This window comes from Klebsiella quasipneumoniae subsp. quasipneumoniae (assembly GCF_020525925.1).
Lineage (GTDB): Bacteria > Pseudomonadota > Gammaproteobacteria > Enterobacterales > Enterobacteriaceae > Klebsiella > Klebsiella quasipneumoniae.
In genome coordinates this window covers 2,139,945-2,157,527 of the sequence record NZ_CP084876.1, presented here as the reverse complement: position 1 = coordinate 2,157,527, position 17,583 = coordinate 2,139,945, and the positions used below count along the sequence as shown (strand labels likewise).

Genomic DNA, 17,583 nt, shown 5'->3' with positions numbered 1-17,583 from the left:
TGAATATGTATCATTTGGTTCATTTTCGCCATACCAGGTTGCCAAATTGTGATCATTATGTGTATTTTTTGTCACCCAAGAAAAAGGAGTTGCCATGACCGCCGTTGCTCATGATGAAGCACAATCTCTGAAGGAGCGGATCTTCAGCGCCGCTATCGCCGTCTTTGCCGAACACGGGCTGTCAGGCGCCCGCATGGAGCAGATCGCCACCGAGGCGCAGACCACCAAGCGCATGGTGGTCTACTACTTCAAAAGCAAAGAGCAGCTCTATCAGGAGGTGCTGCAGCATGTGTATGCGCGGATCCGCGAAACCGAGCAGCAGCTGGGGCTGGAGAATGTGCCGCCGGTAGAGGCGCTGGTGCGGCTGGTGCGCTGGAGCGTGCGCTATCACGCCACCCACGCGGACTATATGCGGGTGATTTGCATGGAGAACATGCAGCGCGGCAAGTGGCTGAAGACCTCGGGAGAGCTGAAGCCGCTGAATCGTACCGCCCTGTCGATTCTGGAAGACATTTTGCAGCGCGGCCAGCAGCAGGGGGTCTTTCAGACGGGGCTGGAAGCGCGCGATGTTCACCGGTTAATCAGCAGCTTTAGCTTTTATCAGGTGTCGAATTTCTACACCTTCAGCAGTCTGTACCTTGACGATCCGCTGCCCGCCATTGACGATGAAGCGATGGTGGCCCACCACTGCGACATTGCCGTCCGGGCGGTGGTCCGCTTCGTGATTTCCTGACCCGCCGGCGAAAGGCGTCAGTGTCCGGAGAGGGCGTGAATGACCTTCGCCATTGCCTCCTCGGTGAGCGGTGAACGCTGGATTTTGCTGTTCGCCAGCGAGGTGCGCAGTACGCCGGCGATGACAATGTGTTTCGGCTCCTGGCCAAGGTCACGCATCTCCAGCACCACTTTGCCCACCACGCGGCACATTTCCTGGTACAGCTCGTCGTCTTTCGCTTTATTTCCCATTGAGTCTGGCTCGCATTTTCTCATTATCAATCAAATCATTATTGATAGATTTTTCCGGCAACGCAAATCATCCTCCCGTTACCGGGTCAATGGCGCATTTTACCGCCTCATAACGGGAGAAAATTCCCTTTCCGCCGCCCCTTTTCATCACGCCTGATGAAAAAATGTGTTGCATAGTTTTATGCATAACGTGCCGGTTTTGTTACGCGTTTTGTCCATAATTTGAAACGAGGTTTTTATTTTCCTTTTTGATTTCGCCAGCGTATAATGCGCTTCGATTCTTTCTTGAATGGTTTCAGCGCATTGGACTGCATGATAAAACGCATAACACCTTGCCACATTTCATGGGCTGAACCGCCAGCACACATTCTTCTGCACGCTTCGGGGTTGTCACCTATCCTTAGGGCGTGGCTTAGCAACTTTCGTAATACAGGTTTGGCTCCCCGGCAGTGCGCCCGCGGAGCGAGAATTCCATATCCTTCACAACTTAAAGACTAAAACTGTCATGAAAAAGACCAAAATTGTTTGCACCATCGGTCCGAAAACCGAATCTGAAGAGATGCTGACCAAAATGCTGGAAGCCGGCATGAACGTGATGCGTCTGAACTTCTCCCACGGTGACTATGCGGAACACGGTCAGCGCATCCAGAACCTGCGCAATGTGATGAGCAAAACCGGTAAGAAAGCCGCTATTCTGCTGGACACCAAAGGACCGGAAATTCGTACCATCAAGCTGGAAGGCGGCAACGACGTCTCCCTGAAAGCGGGCCAGACTTTCACCTTCACCACCGATAAATCGGTCATCGGCAACAGCGAAATCGTTGCGGTAACCTATGAAGGCTTCACCTCCGACCTGAGCGTCGGCAACACCGTTCTGGTGGACGATGGCCTGATCGGCATGGAAGTGACCGCTATCGAAGGCAACAAAGTTATCTGTAAAGTGCTGAACAACGGCGACCTTGGCGAGAACAAAGGCGTGAACCTGCCGGGCGTCTCTATCGCCCTGCCGGCGCTGGCGGAAAAAGACAAACAGGACCTGATCTTCGGTTGCGAACAGGGCGTGGACTTCGTCGCGGCCTCCTTCATCCGTAAGCGTTCCGACGTCGTCGAGATCCGTGAGCACCTGAAAGCCCACGGCGGCGAAAACATCCAGATCATCTCCAAAATCGAAAACCAGGAAGGCCTGAACAACTTCGACGAAATCCTCGAAGCCTCTGACGGCATCATGGTTGCTCGTGGCGACATGGGCGTTGAGATCCCGGTTGAAGAAGTTATCTTCGCGCAGAAAATGATCATCGAAAAATGTATCCGCGCGCGCAAAGTGGTTATCACCGCGACCCAGATGCTGGACTCCATGATCAAAAACCCACGTCCGACCCGCGCTGAAGCCGGCGACGTGGCCAACGCCATCCTCGACGGCACCGATGCGGTAATGCTGTCCGGCGAATCGGCGAAAGGTAAATACCCGCTGGAAGCGGTCACCATCATGGCGACCATCTGCGAACGTACCGACCGCGTCATGACCAGCCGTCTGGATTTCAACAACGACAACCGTAAACTGCGCATCACCGAAGCGGTGTGCCGCGGCGCGGTAGAAACCGCTGAGAAACTGGAAGCGCCGCTGATCGTGGTCGCCACCCAGGGCGGTAAATCCGCACGCGCTGTGCGCAAATACTTCCCGGATGCCACCATCCTGGCGCTGACCACCAACGAAACCACTGCTCGCCAGCTGGTGCTGAGCAAGGGCGTTGTGCCGCAGCTGGTGGAAGAGATTGCCTCTACGGATGATTTCTATCACCTGGGTAAAGATCTGGCGCTGAAGAGCGGCCTCGCGCGCAAAGGCGACGTGGTGGTGATGGTCTCTGGCGCATTAGTCCCGAGCGGCACCACTAATACCGCTTCCGTGCACGTGCTGTAATAATTTACAGGTTAATTGGTTTTTTTTAATAAAGCGCCTCTCGGGGCGCTTTTTTTTATTCATCGACTAGCTCTTCCTATTAAAAATGCAAATCGGAATTTACTATTTAATAAGAGATTATCTAAGATGAATCCGATGGAAGCGTGCTGTTTTCACTCGCCTTTTTCAGCGATTTTGACCAATTCGATGCTTCTTTGAGCGAACGATCAAAAATAAGTGCGTTCAGGTAAAAAAAATATTCTCATCCCAAAAAAGTTTGTGTAATACTTGTAACGCTACATGGAGATTAACTCAATCTAGAGGGTATTAATAATGAATCGTACTAAACTGGTACTGGGCGCGGTAATCCTGGGTTCTACTCTGCTGGCTGGTTGCTCCAGCAATGCTAAAATCGATCAGCTGTCTTCTGACGTTCAGACTCTGAACGCTAAAGTTGACCAGCTGAGCAACGACGTGAACGCAATGCGTTCCGACGTTCAGGCTGCTAAAGACGACGCAGCTCGCGCTAACCAGCGTCTGGACAACCAGGCTCACTCTTACCGTAAGTAAGAGTTCTGGTAATAAAAATGGCGCACTCTGTGCGCCATTTTTTTTGCCCTCGCGCTGAGGGCTACTGGGTGAGCAGGCCGTTGTCAGACGAACTGTTCTGCGCCGACAGCGACGTCGCCGCGCTACCCGCCCCCGTCGATACCACCACCGGATAGCCCGCCCTTCTCGACATCGCTTTTTTCAGCTGCAGGTCATCCACCGCTTTATCCTCAGCGAAGGCGTGAAACGCCGCTGGCAGCGTGTAAGCGATGGTCCGGGTGTTTTCCCCTTCCGTCTGCGACAGCGGCCTGTGGACCTCTACGTAACGTTTACCATCCGGCTCGACGGCAAACTTCACCGGCTGATTGATGATCCGCACCGGCGTCCCGGTTTTCACCTGACTGAACAGCGCCTTGATGTCATCGGCGTTCATCCGCATACAGCCCGAGCTGACGCGCAGCCCAACGCTGTCCGGCGCGTTAGTCCCGTGGATGAGATATTCGCCGTTACCGTAGGCCAGACGCAGCGCATAGCGGCCCAGCGGGTTATTCGGCCCGGCCGGCACCACCGCCGGGAGCGTCACCCCTTTCTCCAGCGAGCGCGCGCGGATGCCGGCGGTCGGTGTCCAGGTCGGGTTAGGGATCTTCTGCCCGACGCGGGTGGTCATCTCCGGCGTTTCCAGCCCTAACTGGCCGATGCCCAGGGGATAAACCTGGACCTGATTCTCTCCCGGCGGGAAGTAGTACAGCCGCAGCTCCGCGAGGTTGACGACAATCCCCTCCCGCGGCACGTCGGGCAGCAGCATCTGAGAAGGGATCAGCACCTGGGTCCCGGGCTTCGGCTGCACCGGCGCGATGGTATCGTTGGCTTCAAGGATCAGCATCGCCGCGGTATCGAAATGGCGGGCAATCGCCTGCAGGTTGCGATCGCTCTCCTGAACCGTCCAGTACTGATTCTGGCCAATCAGCCGGCTGTTGGCCGGAGGCAGCGGGTAATCGACGGCCCAGGCGGCCGGGGTGGCGCCAAGGGCACCGAGAAGGGCTAAAGCGATCATCGTTTTGCGTTTCATACTGAGATTCCTTCTTTCGCTGATAAAACGCCAGGAGACTGAACGGCGGCAGGGTCAGCGCCCTGCCGGACGTAACAGAATGAAATCTACCTGTTTATTCTAGCTAATATTTGCGGCTTTCGCGCGTATCGCGCGGATCATGGCTTCGAGGCCCTGCGAGCGGGAGGGGGTAAGATGCTGGGTGAGGGCCATTTTTTCAAACCACGGGCGGACGTCGAACTCGGTGATGTCCTGGGCGGTCATCCGGTCATAAAGGATAAACACCACCGCAATCAGCCCTTTGACAATCGCCGCATCGCTGTCGCCGCGCAGGGTGACAACGCCGGAAGGATCCTGCGCCATCACGATCCACACCTGGCTTTGACAGCCCTGAATAATGTTCTGCGGGCTGTGCTCCTCGGCGCTCAGCGGCGGCAGCCGCTGGCCCAGCTCAATGATATAGAGATACTTCTCTTCCCAGTTGGCGCAACGGCTAAAATTGCGCAACAGTTTGTCTTTGTCCGGTAATGCCGCCATCGTCACGTCCTTTACCCTAATAGTTTGTGGATCCGCTGGAGGCCGGCCACCAGGCGGTCCACCTCTTCCGTGGTATTGTACATCGCCAGCGACGCCCGACACATGGCCGGTACCTGATAGCGGGCCATCAGCGGCATGGCGCAGTGATGCCCGGTCCGCACGGCGATCCCGTAGTTATCGAGGAAGCTGCCGACGTCATAGGCGTGATGCTGGCCGAGGTTAAAGGCAATCACCCCTTTGCGCTGCGCCGGACCGTAGAGGATCAGATCCGGCACCGCGCGCAGGGCCTCCAGCGCGTAGCGCATCAGCGTCTGCTCGTATTCGGCGATCTGGGTCAGTCCCAGCTGGCTGACGTAGCTCAGCGCCGCGCCGAGGCCAATGATCCCCCCGGTATTCGGCGTGCCGGCCTCAAAGCGCCAGGGCGCCTGGTTCCAGGTGGTGCCCTCCGTCAGGCTGACGGTGGCGATCATCGACCCGCCCCCTTCCCATGGCGCCATTGTCTGCAGCAGCTCGGCCCGGGCGTAGAGCACGCCGATCCCGGTCGGGCCGTACAGTTTATGGCCGGAGAAGACATAAAAATCGCAGCCCAGCGCCTGAACGTCCACCGGGTGGTGCATCACCGCCTGGGCGCCGTCCACCAGCACTTTCGCGCCATGCTGATGCGCAAGGGCAATCAGCGCCGACAGCGGGTTTTCCGTCCCCAGCACGTTGGAGACTTCGGTTATCGCCAGCAGGCGGGTACGCTGGTCAAACAGCCCGGGAACCACGTCCAGCTGCAGGGTGCCGTCCGGGTTGAGGGGGATCACCCGCAGCTCAGCCCCTACCCTGGCGCAGAGCATCTGCCACGGTACGATGTTGGCGTGGTGCTCCATCTCGCTGATGATGATGTTATCCCCGGCGCCGACGTTGGCGTTTCCCCAGCTGTTGGCCACCAGGTTAATGCCCTCGGTGGTGCCGCGCACGAATACCAGCTCCTCCGCCGAGCCGGCGTTAAGGAAGATGGCCGCCTGCTGCCGCACCGCCTCCATCCGCGCGGTGGCTTCCGCGCTGAGGGTATGGATCCCACGATGCACCGCCGCGTAGCCGTGGCGATAGAATTCCGCTTCGGCGCCAATCACTGCCTCCGGTTTCTGGGCGCTGGCGGCGCTGTCAAGATAGACCAGCGGCTGGCCGTTGACCTCCCGGCTCAGTACCGGAAAATCGGCGCGAACCCGTTCTACTGAAAATGTCATGCTGTGCCTCCCGGCAAACGCTCTCCAATCCGCGCCAGCACCTGCTCTCTGAGCGCGTCGCTGCGGATAGCTTCGGTAAGCTCGGCGGCGAAGGCGTAGAGGATCATCTGCTGCGCCGCCTGCTGTTCAATCCCGCGCGAGCGCAGATAGAACAGCTGTTCTTCGTCAATACGCCCTACCGTCGCCCCGTGGCTGCATTTCACGTCATCGGCGTAAATCTCCAGCTGCGGTTTGGTGTCGACCTCCGCCAGCCGCCCGAGCAGCAGATTGTTGTTGGTCATCTGGCCGTCGGTTTTCAGCGCATGCGGCGCGACGTTGATCAGCCCGTTAAACACCGCCCGGCCCTTATCGCTGACAATGGTTTTGTGCAGCTGGCGGCTGGTACAGTACCCAACCTGGTGGTCCAGCCAGGTGCGGCTGTCGCAGACCTCATTTTTCACCGGCATCGCCAGCGAGTTAAGACGCAGGTCGCTGTTTTCGCCGCCCAGACGCGTGCTGGTGTGATGACGCAGCACCTGACCGCCGAGCAGGAAACTGCTGCTGAAAGCCGAGGCGTCGCGGCCCAGCAGCAGGTCGTTATGGGCGAAGTGGTAGCTGTGCGCGTTCTCGAACGCCAGCTTGATGTGCTGCAGGCGCGCGTTGTCCGCCACCGTCATGGTCAGCCGCCCGCCGGTGAAGTGCGGTTGCTCATCAAAGCTAAGATAGTGCTCGACAATCGTCGCCTCCGCCCCGCTCTCCAGCGCCAGATGGTGACGATAGTGGGCGGTATTCAGCGCATCGCCGGCCAGGCCGCGGGTGATATGCATCAGCAGCAGCGGCTTGTCCAGGCGACGGTTGCGCGGCACGCGCAGGCGGGTCACCGTCTGCGCCAGGCTTTCGGTCAGATGGAGAAACACCTCCGGCTGGAGGGCATCCGGCAGATGCTGGCGCTGGTTATCGACGCTGACCTCCACGCCGCTGGCGGCGAGATCGTCGCTCAGCTCAGGATGATAGCGACCGTCGATAAACACCAGTCGCCAGGCGTCCAGCGGCAGCGCCAGCGCGTCACGCTGTTCGGCGCTGATCGACGCTCCCTCATCGGCGACGAAGCGGCCGTTAATCAGCGCGTCCAGCGGGGTGTATTTCCAGTCCTCCTGCTTGCGCGTCGGCAGACCCAGGCGCAACAGCTGCTGCAGATGCTGGCTGGCCTCCGGCGTACGCTGGTCGCCCTGCGCTTCAAACAGATGGTGCCACTGCTGCAGCGCATTACTGCTGTTCGGTAAGCCAGCCATAGCCCTGCTCCTCCAGCTGTTTGACGAGAGTGAAATCCCCCGACTTCACAATCCGCCCCTGATACAGCACATGGACATAGTCCGGCTTGATATAGTCAAGGATGCGCTGATAGTGAGTGACGATGATGAAGGCGCGTTTGCCGTCGCGCAGCGCGTTCACGCCCTGGGAGACGATTTTCAGGGCATCGATGTCGAGCCCGGAATCCGATTCATCGAGAATGCACAACTCCGGCTCAAGCACCGCCATCTGCAGAATGTCGTTGCGCTTTTTCTCGCCGCCGGAGAAACCCACGTTCACCGAACGGGTCAGCAGATCTTCCGGCATCTGCAGCAACCTGATTTTCTCTTCCATTAAATCCTGAAAGTCGAAGCGATCCAGCGGCTCCTGGCCGCGATAGCTGCGCACGGCATTCAGCGCGGTCTGCAGGAAGAACTGGTTGCTGACGCCGGGGATTTCCACCGGATACTGGAAGGCCATAAAGATGCCTTCCCCGGCGCGATCTTCCGGGGCGAGCTCCAACAGGTTTTTGCCCTTAAATTCGACGCTGCCGCCGGTGACCTCGTAATCTTCGCGCCCGGCCAGGGTGGCCGAAAGCGTACTTTTCCCCGAGCCGTTCGGCCCCATAATGGCGTGGACCTCCCCCGGACGCACCTCAAGGTTCAGCCCGCGCAGGATCGCTTTATCTTCGACGGCGACGTGTAAATCTTGAATACTTAACATCTCTTTTCCTTAGTTATCAGCCGACGCTATGCTCAAGGCTAATGGCCAGCAATTTTTGCGCTTCGACGGCGAACTCCAGCGGCAGTTCGGAGAAGACGTCTTTACAGAAGCCGTTGACGATCATCGAGATGGCATCATCTTCGCTGATCCCGCGCTGCAGGCAGTAGAACAGCTGGTCCTCACCGATCCGCGAGGTGGTCGCTTCGTGCTCCAGCTGGGCGCTGTTGTTGCGACATTCCACATACGGGAAGGTATGCGCCCCGCAGTCCGGGCCGATCAGCATCGAATCGCACTGGGTGAAGTTGCGGGCGTTAGTCGCGGTCGGCATGATTTTGACCAGCCCGCGATAGCTGTTCTGGCTGTGTCCGGCGGAGATCCCTTTCGAGATGATGGTCGAGCGGGTGTTCTTGCCGATATGGACCATTTTGGTGCCGGTGTCCGCCTGCTGATGGCCGCTGGTCAGCGCCACCGAAAAGAATTCACCGATCGAGTTATCGCCGCGCAGGATGCAGCTGGGGTATTTCCAGGTGATGGCCGAGCCGGTTTCCGACTGGGTCCATGACATTTTGCTGTTCTCCCCTTCGCACAGGGCGCGCTTGGTGACAAAGTTGAGGATCCCGCCGGTGTTGTTATCCCCCGGGAACCAGTTCTGCACCGTGGAGTATTTCACTTCCGCGTCTTTATGGATGATGACTTCCACCACCGCGGCGTGCAGCTGATAGCTGTCGCGCACCGGCGCCGAGCAGCCCTCAATGTAGCTGACGTAGCTGCCTTCATCGGCCACCAGAATGGTGCGTTCGAACTGGCCGGTCTTTTCGGCGTTGATGCGGAAATAGGTCGACAGCTCCATCGGACAGCGGACGCCCTTCGGCACATAGATAAAGGTGCCATCCGAAGCCACCGCGGCGTTCAGCGCGGCAAAGAAGTTGTCATTGCCCGGCACCACGGTCCCCAGATACTTTTTCACCAGTTCCGGATGGTCGTGGATCGCCTCGCCGAAAGAGCAGAAGATGATCCCCTGCTCCGCCAGCTTTTCACGGTAGGTGGTCGCCACCGACACCGAGTCGAATATCGCGTCCACCGCCACCTCGCGCCCTTCGCGCACCGGCACGCCCAGCTGGTTAAAGGCTTCTTCCACCTCGCTGGTCAGGAAGGTGTTGGCCCCGGTCTGCTGCACCGCGCCGGGCTCGGAGGCGCAGGTCTCATCGCAGTTGCCGCAGGAGGGGGCGGAATAGTAGCTGTAATCCTGATAATTCAGCTTATCGTAATGCGCCTTCAGCCAGTGCGGCTCTTCCATCTCCAGCCACGCCCGGTAGGCATTGAGCCGGAACTCCAGCATCCACTGCGGTTCATTGCGGCGGGCGGAGATGGCGCGAACCACCTCTTCATTAATGCCTTTGGCCAGCTCATCGGTCTGCAGGCGAGTGAAAAAGCCCTCTTTATAATTGAGCGGGCCGCCGGTCCAGGTTTTGACATCGTCTGTTGCTTCAGTATTACGCGACATAGTTACTCCGCCTGCACCCCAAAACTTTCGCCGCAGCCGCACTCGTGCTGCGCTTTCGGGTTATGAAATTTAAAGATTTCATTTAAACCTTCCCGGACGTAATCCAGCTCCGTGCCGTCAATGAACGGCATCGCCTGCAGCGGCGCAAACAGCTTCGCCCCTTCAGATTCAAAGAGCAGATCGTCGGGCGCCGGCTCGGCAATCATTTCGAGCACATAGCCAAAACCGGCGCAGCCGCTGGTTTTGATACCCAGCCGTAGCCCCTTTTTGTCAGGCTGCTTGCGCATCAGATCGCGAATATGCGCGGCAGCGGCCGGCGTCATGGTCAGTCCCTGCCAGCTGAAATCGGCGGGATTAAAGGTTCCTGCTTGTACTTCCATCGATAGACCTCCAGGTTGGCGCCATCAAGGCATACCGCCATGTTAGTGATAATGATTATCACTTCAACCCTTCTCCAGCAGGGGTATTGCCTCATTTAGCGCTTTTTATAAGCATAGACCCTTGCCCGGGGATTATCAGGGTACGCAAGTCGAACCTAATCATATGATTTATAATATGTTATTCTGATATTGTTCTGTTACCGCACGCAATGGCAAAGATGCATCGAAAATACCGATTTATGAGATAGGAGATGAAAATAACCGCCTTTCAGTGACTTAGCGGATATTCAATGAGTTACACTATTACACAGACGGACGATCAAGGCCGTGAATGGACATTCTGGTGTCCCCAAATGTGTCCCCATCAACTCTGCTGCCCCCGTTATGCCCCGAAAAACAGCCTGATTGACGCCCACTTTTTTTCTACCGGGGATGTGATTCCGTCATAAACCACTGCTGTACTGTCCGACTCTATTCCAACATCTATACTTTCAGTCTGAAGACTGGAGGTAACCATGCGCGGACGCTTTGCTCAATCACAAACCCGTGAAGAATATCTTGCATACCTGGCGGATGAAGCCGAGCGCGACATTGCATACGACCTGAGCCGATTGGGCGTTACAACGTGGTGCCGGGGACTAAAGTTTTGCTCGTGAACGAACGCGATGAACAGCTGCACCTCGATCTGGTCCAATGGGGTTACGCGCCAGGATGGTAGGATAAAGAGCCCACTAACCCAGCCTGGAAAGAGAACGTAGAGATTGTTAGCGCCCTCAGGGATCAGGAAACAGATAAAGCGGCAGCATTACTTTCCCGAGATCTGAGCGACAGTCGTAAGCGTTTTCTGGAATCAATTAATTCAACCCGTCGCAGCCTCCGGGCCAGTGGGATCGTTATTACAAACTAGTCGGTTCAACATAATGAAATACGGGTGGGTGTGGCCAAAGGTCAAAAAAGGCGCTCAACGAGCGCCAAAAACCTACAGCAAACCTGTTCAAATGCTAAATACCCAGCTCGCTTTTAACCCATGCGCGCGCTTTTTTTACTGTCTCTAAAGGTGGTGCTTTTTCAGGATCCTGTTCGGCTTCTATGATAATCCAGCCTTCGTAGATTGAGTTTTTAAGAAAATGAATAACCGGAGCGTAATTAACTATCCCCTCGCCTGGCACAGTAAAAAGACCGGCTCTTACTGCATCATTGAAGCTCAGGTTATTGTTAATGACGTTATCGAGTACTTCACCACGTACATCTTTTAGATGGACATGTGCCACACGGTTGCCATACTTTTCAAGTACCCATTCGATATCTACGCCTGCCGCGGTTGCATGCCCACAGTCCAGGACGATGCCGACTAAGTCATGAGTCGCTTTCAGGAAGGCTTTCAGCTCATCGTCGGTTTCAACAACCATCATCAAATGGTGATGATAAGCCAGACGTAAACCATAGTTCTTCAATAAAGAGACGGCCAACTTATTCACTTTTTCTGCGTACTGAGGCAGATTAATATGTCCTAAGGCAGGAGATTTCGACAGGGGCTCATCGAGTGGCGTGAGTCCGGGCATTGCGCCGCACTCACCATATACCATGACTTTTGCACCCAGTGATTTCAATAACATGGCATGATCGTGTACCGCTGCTAACTCATCCTCAAAACTTCGTTCAGCCATCAGGCCATTATACCAACCAGAGGCAAGCTTCAGCTTAGCTTGATTCAGTAATGGCTCAAGTGTGTCGATGGATCGCGGAAACTTTCGGCCAAGTTCAATTCCTTTGTAGCCAGCCACCGCCGCTTCTGCCAGACAGGTTTCCAGTGGGATGTCGCCACCGAGATCTTCGAGTACATCGTTAGTCCAGGAGAGCGGGCTAACGCCAACATGAATACGTGTTGATACGTTCATCATTCTATCCTTTACAATAAATGCATCGCTTCCTTAGCTTAGAAACGATGCAAAATGAGCGCTTAAGGATGTTAACTCTTATAGCGTGAACGCTTCGCGGAAGGCTTCAAGTGCGACGACGGAATCACCCGATGCCCAACCTTCCATCGCGACCACGCCTTGATAGTTAATCCCTTTCAATGCGCGGGCTACAGCCTTATAGTTGATCTCACCGGTACCCGGCTCTTTACGGCCCGGAACATCGGCAACCTGAATTTCACCGATATGTTTCTCACATTTGCGGATAAGCTCGACCAGGTTACCTTCACCGATCTGCGCGTGATAAATATCCAGATTCATTTTCAGGTATGGGCTGTTCACTGCGCTCACCAGGGCCATAGTATCCTCTGCTTTAGCGAAAGGTGTTCCCGGATGATCAACGGCGGTATTCAGGTTTTCCAAAGTGAATACCTTGCCTGTTTTCTCCCCCATAGCTGCAAGGGCATCCAGCGTCTTTTTCGCTTTCAGCCACATTTCACCCGTTACAATTTCAACTGGTTTCACCGGGAGACCAACATTGTTCAGTCCTGTGCCGTGCAAGTTGAGAGACGGGCAGCCAAGGCGGCGAGCGGCCTCGAGTGACTGACTGGCGCTGGAAAGCAGGTGATCAATTGCTTCATCATCGGTCAGGTTGCCAGAGATGTAGCCTGTCATTGAGGTAAAGCGGGCACCGGTTTTCACCAGCGCATCAATATCTTTTTGGGTCCAGTCCCAAATCTCCACGCCAAATCCCATAGCGTGAATGCGTTCAACGCGCTCAATGAATGGCAGATCAAGGAATACCATTTCAGCGCAGACCGACAGTGAGTAAGTAGACATATTTTAATCCTTAGAGCTTAATCGGCTGAGACTGTTGAACAGATGCGATACATGCCAGCGCGACTTCCAATGCATTACGTGCATCTTCACCGGATGCTTTCGGCGTGGCGCCCGTTGCAACGCAATGTACGAAGTCGGTCACTTCTGCAACATAGGCATCATGAAGTAGGTCAGTATCACGACGTGCTGTGTCAATAGAGATACCGTCAGCGGTGTAACGCACGCAGTTGTTCACATTGATATTTCCTGCCTGTAACATACCTTTACTACCGAAAACCTCACCACGAACGTCATAGCCATACACTGCCTGGAAGTTAGCTTCAGCAGTGGCGAACGCACCATTGTCGAAGCAAATATTCACGACTGCGGTGTCCAGCAGGCCACGATCTTTAAAATCGGGCCGCACTAATGCATCGGCAACCGCATAAACACGGGTGGGTTTCGCGCCCGGATTAAGGTGCAGCAGGATGTCAAAATCGTGGATCAGTGTTTCAAGGAAAATGGTCCAGTGCGGGATTGGCGTTGGATCCCCCAGACCGGGGTCGCGAGTCGTTGAACGCAACAGTTGTGGTACGCCAATTTTACCCGCTTTTATCTCTTCATACGCTGTAGCAAAACCACTAGCAAATCGACGGTTGAAACCTACCTGTAGAGCAACTCCGGCTGTTTTAGCCGCATTAATGGCTTTATCTGCATCTTCCAGGGTGACTGCCATTGGCTTCTCACAAAATACACCTTTACCCGCTTTGGCTGCGGCGACGACCAGTTCAGCGTGGGTACGTGCCGGAGAAGCGATCACAACGGCATCGATTTCAGGATCGTTCAGCAGATCTTGCGGATCCGTATACGATTTTTTTGCTCCCAGTCTGGCGGCTAATTTTTCTGCTGCGCCCGGAACCGGATCGGCAACGGCAATCAGAGTTGCGCCTGGTACACGTTGAGCAACAGTTTCACCATGAAAACTGCCCATACGACCTGCGCCAATAAGACCGATGCGTACAATGTTTTTAACTGACATCTCATTCTCCTTAGATATAGGGTATTGGTTAATTATTTTTGCGAAACAGATTTTGGCGTGACGAGCATCTCCTGCTCGCCGCCAAACCGACGGGATTTTGAAAGCATTAACGGTTCGATATGTTCCAGCGAAACACCCTTGGTTTCCGGCAGAAAACGGCCAACAAACCAGAAAGCGATAATGCTGAATCCGCTGCATAACAGCAGAGGGAATGCCCCATGGAAATGCTCCATTAATACAGGATTGCGGTTCATCATCGGGAAGCTCTGAGTAACGATGAAGTTCGAAATCCACAGGGAGCAAAACGCATAACCCATGGCAACGGCCCGCATGCGATTAGGGAAGATCTCAGATATCAGTAACCAGGCTCCGAGGCTCCAGGACATACCAAACACAAAAATAAATCCGACTAAGCCGACGACCGGGAGATACCCTTTTGCTTCACTCATAAAGGCCCATGAGGTGAATAACAGGAAGGCAGCACAGCCCAATGCCCCCCAGCGTAGCAAGGGGATTCGTCCGACGCGGTCAAAGGCCACCAGCGCAATGCTCACTCCAGCCAATAGTGCGAGGCCAAGGAAAATACTCTGAAAGAGGGAATCCTGTGTGTTTCCGGTAACGTTTTGTAGAAGTGAAGGCGCAAAGTACATCAGGATATTGATGCCGGAGACCTGCTGTAAGACGGCGATAGCGCAGCCTATCCACAGGATGTAAGACGATTTTTTATCCCGCAGAATGCCATGAGATGTTGGTGTACTCTGCAAAGCAGAATCGGTGGCGATGGAGATGCGAATATCAGCATATAAACGCTCGGCATGTCCTGGGTTGGACAGCGAGGTCAGTACCTTCAGTGACTTTTCTCTCTGGTTGCGCATCGCATACCAGCGTGGCGATTCTGGCATAAAGAAAGCCATCACAAGGAATAGCACGCAGGGAATGAGTGCAGATGCCAGCATCCAACGCCAGCCCATAGACACGACCCATTCATGCGCCATTCCTCTGGCAATCAGGTAATTTACGATGTAAACAACTAATTGACCGCCTACCATCAGCATCTGCTGCATTCCCAGCATCCGACCACGAAGGTCTTTCGGGGATACTTCCGCGATATAGAGAGGGGTAACAGCTGATGCCATACCCACGGCCAATCCGCCAATCATACGGTAGATAACAAACCAGGTGAGATCATTGGCTAATGCCGACCCGATAGCGGAAATGGTGAACAGAATAGCTGTGACGATCAAGGTTACTTTGCGGCCAAAACGGTCTGTGAAGCGTCCGACCCCCCAGGCACCCGCAATACAACCCAGAATGACGTTTGAAACTGCCCATCCGCTTTCCGCTGGTGAGAGTGACAAATGTTCAGTAAGCGGATCTATGACGCCAGAAATAACGGAAGCATCGTAACCGAGTATGATCCCGCTAATAGATGCAATGGCACATATGAATATGAGGTAAGGCACGTTGTGCTTTCGTGTAGACATTTCATTTTACTCCATATTGATTTTTCTAGTTTATGTCTTTGTAGGGAGACACTGTTCTAATAGCAACAGATGTGCCAAATCGCATCTCGATGTTTCATAAAGAAATAAAAATAGATAACGATCACAATATGTTCATAAAAAAGACACAATGACACAACATGTATATAGAATGAACATATTAAAATTTACAGAGAATGAAATAGATGAGCCAAAGCATCAGTGATATCTGGGATGAAGAATGCGAGCGGATTGCCCGGCTTAACCATGAACAAGATTTTGCTCAATACACCGATGAACTGGATAGAGCCTGGGCAGAGTTCGAAAAGGGGGAAAAACCTAAAGGATTACGCTCTGTTGTTCATGCATCATGGCTACGAAGCCATACCAATGGCATAGATGCGCATCACTTCGAATATCAATTTTGCGAACAGGGGGAACTGCGCCGAATCATGGCGAGAAATTCACTACTGATTTCCATCGCTCGTGAAATCATGCGTAACTTGCTGGCCTACAACCCTGATGGACATATCAACCTGACAGATGCTAACGGAGTGACCCTACATTATTGCGGCCAGGACTTGACGCCGATCGGTAGTATTCTTTGCGAAACGGTACAAGGTACAAACTGTACTGGACGTTGTCTCAAAGAGAACCGGCTGGTCTATTTGCTGAGCGCTGAGAACTATAAAGAAGCGCTACGCGTACGAGGTAAACATTGCGCGGCAGCTCCCATCAGAGATGAAAACGGTGGAATGCTTGGCATTCTGACCCTTACTGCTGATCCTGGTTGTTTCCATTACCATACGTTAGGCACAGTTCAGGCTGCCGCAGAAGCGATATCTCAGCAACTTATTCTGCGTCGGTTGGTAAACGAGCAGGAGTCGGTGATGGAGTCACTTAATGAAGGGGTTTTGGTTATCAGCGAGTTGGGGGTGATTCGTCAGTTAAATTGTTATGCCCGTAAGGTATTAGGTATTCAGGAAGATGTCCTTTTTCGCGATGTTGACGAAGTATTATGCCCAGATGGCTGTTCAGTTAAAGCATTACCAGCCAGTAAAGACCGTAATATTACGTTCTGCCCCGTATCTGATTCTCGTATTTCATGTGTGATCTCTGTAGTCATCACGCCTGAAGGTGGTCGAGTGATTTCGATGCGTGACAACCGACGCGTACGCGACATGGCTCATCGTGTTATTGGTAGTACCGCCATCTACAACTTCGATATGATCCTCGGTGAGTCACGTGTGATGCAGGATACACGCAATAAGGCCCGAAGCGTCGGGCGAAGCGATAGTACTGTTCTCCTGACTGGAGAAAGCGGAACAGGAAAAGAGCTTTTTGCTCAGTCAATTCATAACGGTAGTCATCGTAATTCAGGACCTTTTCTCGCGGTTAACTGTGGTGCTATTCCTCGAGATCTCGTGCAGAGTGAATTATTTGGCTATGAGGATGGTGCATATACTGGTTCAAAGCGAGGTGGTGCAGCGGGGAAATTCGAGCTTGCTGATGGTGGTACACTATTTCTGGACGAAATAGGCGATATGCCACTTGAAGCGCAGGCTAGCCTTTTGAGAGTATTGCAAGAAGGTGAAGTGATGCGTATAGGCGGCAAGCGTCCGATGAAGGTTAACGTCAGAATTATTGCTGCAACCAATCGGGATCTAAAAAAAGATATCGAACATGGTTCCTTCCGCCGTGACCTCTATTTTCGTCTTAATGTTATTAGCTTGCCTATTCCACCATTAAGAGCAAGAAAAGAAGATCTTAGAGAACTAGTAGAATGGTTTTGCGAAAAAATCAGTCGAGCATTCAATCGAAACTGCGTGAAATTTTCAGATTCAGCCCTTAGTCATATGGAAAACTACGACTGGCCAGGTAATGTTAGAGAACTGGAGAACATCGTCGAACGAACAATAAACCTCACAGAAGCTGAGGTAATAAATGATAAAGACTTACCCGATGAATTACAGAATTCTGTCTGTAATGCTTTGGCTGTTCATGATGGACGCACAAAAAACTATAATCTTAAGGATAGTGAAAAAATGATCATTGAACGCTGTCTGATAGAGAAAAAAGGTAATCTGCGACAGGTTGCTATCGCACTTAATCTTTCACGTGGAGCACTTTACAATAAATTAAAGCGCTACGATATTGAGGCAAATGAATATCGAAAACTCAATCCTGAGTGCTAAATAATAATTCTAATTTTAGAGGGCATATTAA

At 53.7% G+C, this 17,583-nt stretch carries 18 protein-coding genes and 1 pseudogene; 6 read left to right on the top strand and 13 right to left on the bottom strand.

Going from position 1 to position 17,583, the window contains the following annotated elements; all coding sequences use genetic code 11:
- Positions 1–94: 94 nt before the first annotated feature.
- On the top strand, positions 95–733 hold the full coding sequence (locus LGM20_RS10445) for a TetR/AcrR family transcriptional regulator (RefSeq protein ID WP_044523813.1): 639 nt from the start codon (positions 95–97) through the stop codon (positions 731–733).
- A gap of 17 nt (positions 734–750) precedes the next feature.
- Here LGM20_RS10445 and fumD read toward each other — a convergent pair whose 3' ends face one another.
- Both fumD and LGM20_RS10435 read right to left on the bottom strand, forming a co-directional pair.
- Complete coding sequence (fumD, locus tag LGM20_RS10440) at positions 751–963, bottom strand: fumarate hydratase FumD (RefSeq protein ID WP_004203074.1); 213 nt, start codon at positions 961–963, stop codon at positions 751–753.
- A 236-nt stretch (positions 964–1,199) separates the two neighbouring features.
- On the bottom strand, positions 1,200–1,331 hold the full coding sequence (locus LGM20_RS10435; protein WP_032428887.1) for a hypothetical protein: 132 nt from the start codon (positions 1,329–1,331) through the stop codon (positions 1,200–1,202).
- Here LGM20_RS10435 and ynhH point away from each other — a divergent pair.
- The 3 genes from ynhH (at position 1,276) to LGM20_RS10425 (ending at position 3,430) form a co-directional block, all read left to right on the top strand.
- Positions 1,276–1,461, top strand: a complete 186-nt coding sequence (gene ynhH, locus LGM20_RS26690; RefSeq protein WP_418133804.1) for a protein YnhH — start codon at positions 1,276–1,278, stop codon at positions 1,459–1,461. The two genes, LGM20_RS10435 and ynhH, sit on opposite strands and share 56 nt — an antisense overlap.
- A gap of 7 nt (positions 1,462–1,468) precedes the next feature.
- Positions 1,469–2,881 carry a pyruvate kinase PykF gene (pykF, locus tag LGM20_RS10430; protein WP_023290071.1) on the top strand — a complete coding sequence of 471 codons (1,413 nt, stop codon included), beginning with the start codon at positions 1,469–1,471 and terminating at the stop codon, positions 2,879–2,881.
- 312 nt (positions 2,882–3,193) lie between these two features.
- Positions 3,194–3,430: a major outer membrane lipoprotein gene (locus tag LGM20_RS10425; RefSeq protein WP_002908860.1), complete on the top strand. Its 237-nt coding sequence runs from the start codon at positions 3,194–3,196 to the stop codon at positions 3,428–3,430.
- A 61-nt stretch (positions 3,431–3,491) separates the two neighbouring features.
- Here LGM20_RS10425 and ldtE read toward each other — a convergent pair whose 3' ends face one another.
- From ldtE to sufA, 7 genes are all read right to left on the bottom strand, one after another.
- Entirely contained in the window at positions 3,492–4,478 is a 987-nt protein-coding gene (ldtE, locus tag LGM20_RS10420) for a L,D-transpeptidase LdtE (RefSeq protein WP_023290072.1), read from the bottom strand.
- 99 nt (positions 4,479–4,577) lie between these two features.
- Entirely contained in the window at positions 4,578–4,994 is a 417-nt protein-coding gene (sufE, locus tag LGM20_RS10415; protein ID WP_023290073.1) for a cysteine desulfuration protein SufE, read from the bottom strand.
- A gap of 11 nt (positions 4,995–5,005) precedes the next feature.
- Positions 5,006–6,226: a cysteine desulfurase SufS gene (gene sufS, locus LGM20_RS10410; RefSeq protein WP_044523815.1), complete on the bottom strand. Its 1,221-nt coding sequence runs from the start codon at positions 6,224–6,226 to the stop codon at positions 5,006–5,008.
- On the bottom strand, positions 6,223–7,497 hold the full coding sequence (gene sufD / locus LGM20_RS10405; protein ID WP_044523818.1) for a Fe-S cluster assembly protein SufD: 1,275 nt from the start codon (positions 7,495–7,497) through the stop codon (positions 6,223–6,225). Before sufD ends, sufS begins: the two co-directional genes overlap by 4 nt.
- Complete coding sequence (sufC, locus tag LGM20_RS10400; protein WP_032453238.1) at positions 7,472–8,218, bottom strand: Fe-S cluster assembly ATPase SufC; 747 nt, start codon at positions 8,216–8,218, stop codon at positions 7,472–7,474. The genes sufD and sufC overlap by 26 nt, the downstream gene beginning before the upstream one ends.
- Before the next feature lie 16 nt (positions 8,219–8,234).
- Entirely contained in the window at positions 8,235–9,722 is a 1,488-nt protein-coding gene (gene sufB / locus LGM20_RS10395) for a Fe-S cluster assembly protein SufB (protein WP_044523819.1), read from the bottom strand.
- A gap of 2 nt (positions 9,723–9,724) precedes the next feature.
- Positions 9,725–10,102 (bottom strand): Fe-S cluster assembly scaffold SufA, encoded by a 378-nt coding sequence (gene sufA, locus LGM20_RS10390; protein WP_044523821.1) that lies wholly within the window; start codon positions 10,100–10,102, stop codon positions 9,725–9,727.
- Positions 10,103–10,617: 515 nt separating this feature from the next.
- Here sufA and LGM20_RS10385 point away from each other — a divergent pair.
- Positions 10,618–10,817 (top strand): annotated as a pseudogene (locus tag LGM20_RS10385) (SOS response-associated peptidase family protein); the annotation flags it as partial.
- A 286-nt stretch (positions 10,818–11,103) separates the two neighbouring features.
- Here the strand turns inward: LGM20_RS10385 and iolE are convergent.
- The 4 genes from iolE to LGM20_RS10365 form a co-directional block, all read right to left on the bottom strand.
- Entirely contained in the window at positions 11,104–12,000 is an 897-nt protein-coding gene (gene iolE / locus LGM20_RS10380) for a myo-inosose-2 dehydratase (protein ID WP_044523822.1), read from the bottom strand.
- Between the two features lie 78 nt (positions 12,001–12,078).
- The gene (locus LGM20_RS10375; RefSeq protein ID WP_023290081.1) at positions 12,079–12,858 is read right to left on the bottom strand and encodes a TIM barrel protein; all 780 of its coding nucleotides are present in this window, start codon (positions 12,856–12,858) and stop codon (positions 12,079–12,081) included.
- A 10-nt stretch (positions 12,859–12,868) separates the two neighbouring features.
- The gene (locus tag LGM20_RS10370) at positions 12,869–13,876 is read right to left on the bottom strand and encodes a Gfo/Idh/MocA family oxidoreductase (protein ID WP_023290082.1); all 1,008 of its coding nucleotides are present in this window, start codon (positions 13,874–13,876) and stop codon (positions 12,869–12,871) included.
- A 32-nt stretch (positions 13,877–13,908) separates the two neighbouring features.
- A complete protein-coding gene (locus LGM20_RS10365) occupies positions 13,909–15,360 on the bottom strand; it encodes a sugar porter family MFS transporter (RefSeq protein WP_044523823.1) in 1,452 nt (483 codons plus the stop codon).
- Between the two features lie 203 nt (positions 15,361–15,563).
- On the opposite strand from LGM20_RS10365, the gene LGM20_RS10360 reads away from it, so the two are divergent.
- A complete protein-coding gene (locus LGM20_RS10360; protein WP_064158382.1) occupies positions 15,564–17,552 on the top strand; it encodes a sigma-54-dependent Fis family transcriptional regulator in 1,989 nt (662 codons plus the stop codon).
- Positions 17,553–17,583: the final 31 nt, after the last annotated feature.

Excerpts from the sequence above, each read along its gene's own strand:
- iolE (WP_044523822.1), bottom strand. The coding sequence starts at position 12,000 with ATGAACGTATCAACACGTATTCATGTTGGCGTTAGCCCGCTCTCCTGG.
- sufE (WP_023290073.1), bottom strand. The coding sequence starts at position 4,994 with ATGGCGGCATTACCGGACAAAGACAAACTGTTGCGCAATTTTAGCCGT.
- sufD (WP_044523818.1), bottom strand. The coding sequence starts at position 7,497 with ATGGCTGGCTTACCGAACAGCAGTAATGCGCTGCAGCAGTGGCACCAT.
- LGM20_RS10360 (WP_064158382.1), top strand. The coding sequence starts at position 15,564 with ATGAGCCAAAGCATCAGTGATATCTGGGATGAAGAATGCGAGCGGATT.
- LGM20_RS10435 (WP_032428887.1), bottom strand. The coding sequence starts at position 1,331 with ATGTGTGCTGGCGGTTCAGCCCATGAAATGTGGCAAGGTGTTATGCGT.
- sufC (WP_032453238.1), bottom strand. The coding sequence starts at position 8,218 with ATGTTAAGTATTCAAGATTTACACGTCGCCGTCGAAGATAAAGCGATC.
- LGM20_RS10425 (WP_002908860.1), top strand. The coding sequence starts at position 3,194 with ATGAATCGTACTAAACTGGTACTGGGCGCGGTAATCCTGGGTTCTACT.
- fumD (WP_004203074.1), bottom strand. The coding sequence starts at position 963 with ATGGGAAATAAAGCGAAAGACGACGAGCTGTACCAGGAAATGTGCCGC.
- ynhH (WP_418133804.1), top strand. The coding sequence starts at position 1,276 with ATGATAAAACGCATAACACCTTGCCACATTTCATGGGCTGAACCGCCA.
- LGM20_RS10445 (WP_044523813.1), top strand. The coding sequence starts at position 95 with ATGACCGCCGTTGCTCATGATGAAGCACAATCTCTGAAGGAGCGGATC.
- pykF (WP_023290071.1), top strand. The coding sequence starts at position 1,469 with ATGAAAAAGACCAAAATTGTTTGCACCATCGGTCCGAAAACCGAATCT.
- sufS (WP_044523815.1), bottom strand. The coding sequence starts at position 6,226 with ATGACATTTTCAGTAGAACGGGTTCGCGCCGATTTTCCGGTACTGAGC.
- sufA (WP_044523821.1), bottom strand. The coding sequence starts at position 10,102 with ATGGAAGTACAAGCAGGAACCTTTAATCCCGCCGATTTCAGCTGGCAG.
- LGM20_RS10375 (WP_023290081.1), bottom strand. The coding sequence starts at position 12,858 with ATGTCTACTTACTCACTGTCGGTCTGCGCTGAAATGGTATTCCTTGAT.
- LGM20_RS10370 (WP_023290082.1), bottom strand. The coding sequence starts at position 13,876 with ATGTCAGTTAAAAACATTGTACGCATCGGTCTTATTGGCGCAGGTCGT.
- LGM20_RS10365 (WP_044523823.1), bottom strand. The coding sequence starts at position 15,360 with ATGTCTACACGAAAGCACAACGTGCCTTACCTCATATTCATATGTGCC.
- ldtE (WP_023290072.1), bottom strand. The coding sequence starts at position 4,478 with ATGAAACGCAAAACGATGATCGCTTTAGCCCTTCTCGGTGCCCTTGGC.
- sufB (WP_044523819.1), bottom strand. The coding sequence starts at position 9,722 with ATGTCGCGTAATACTGAAGCAACAGACGATGTCAAAACCTGGACCGGC.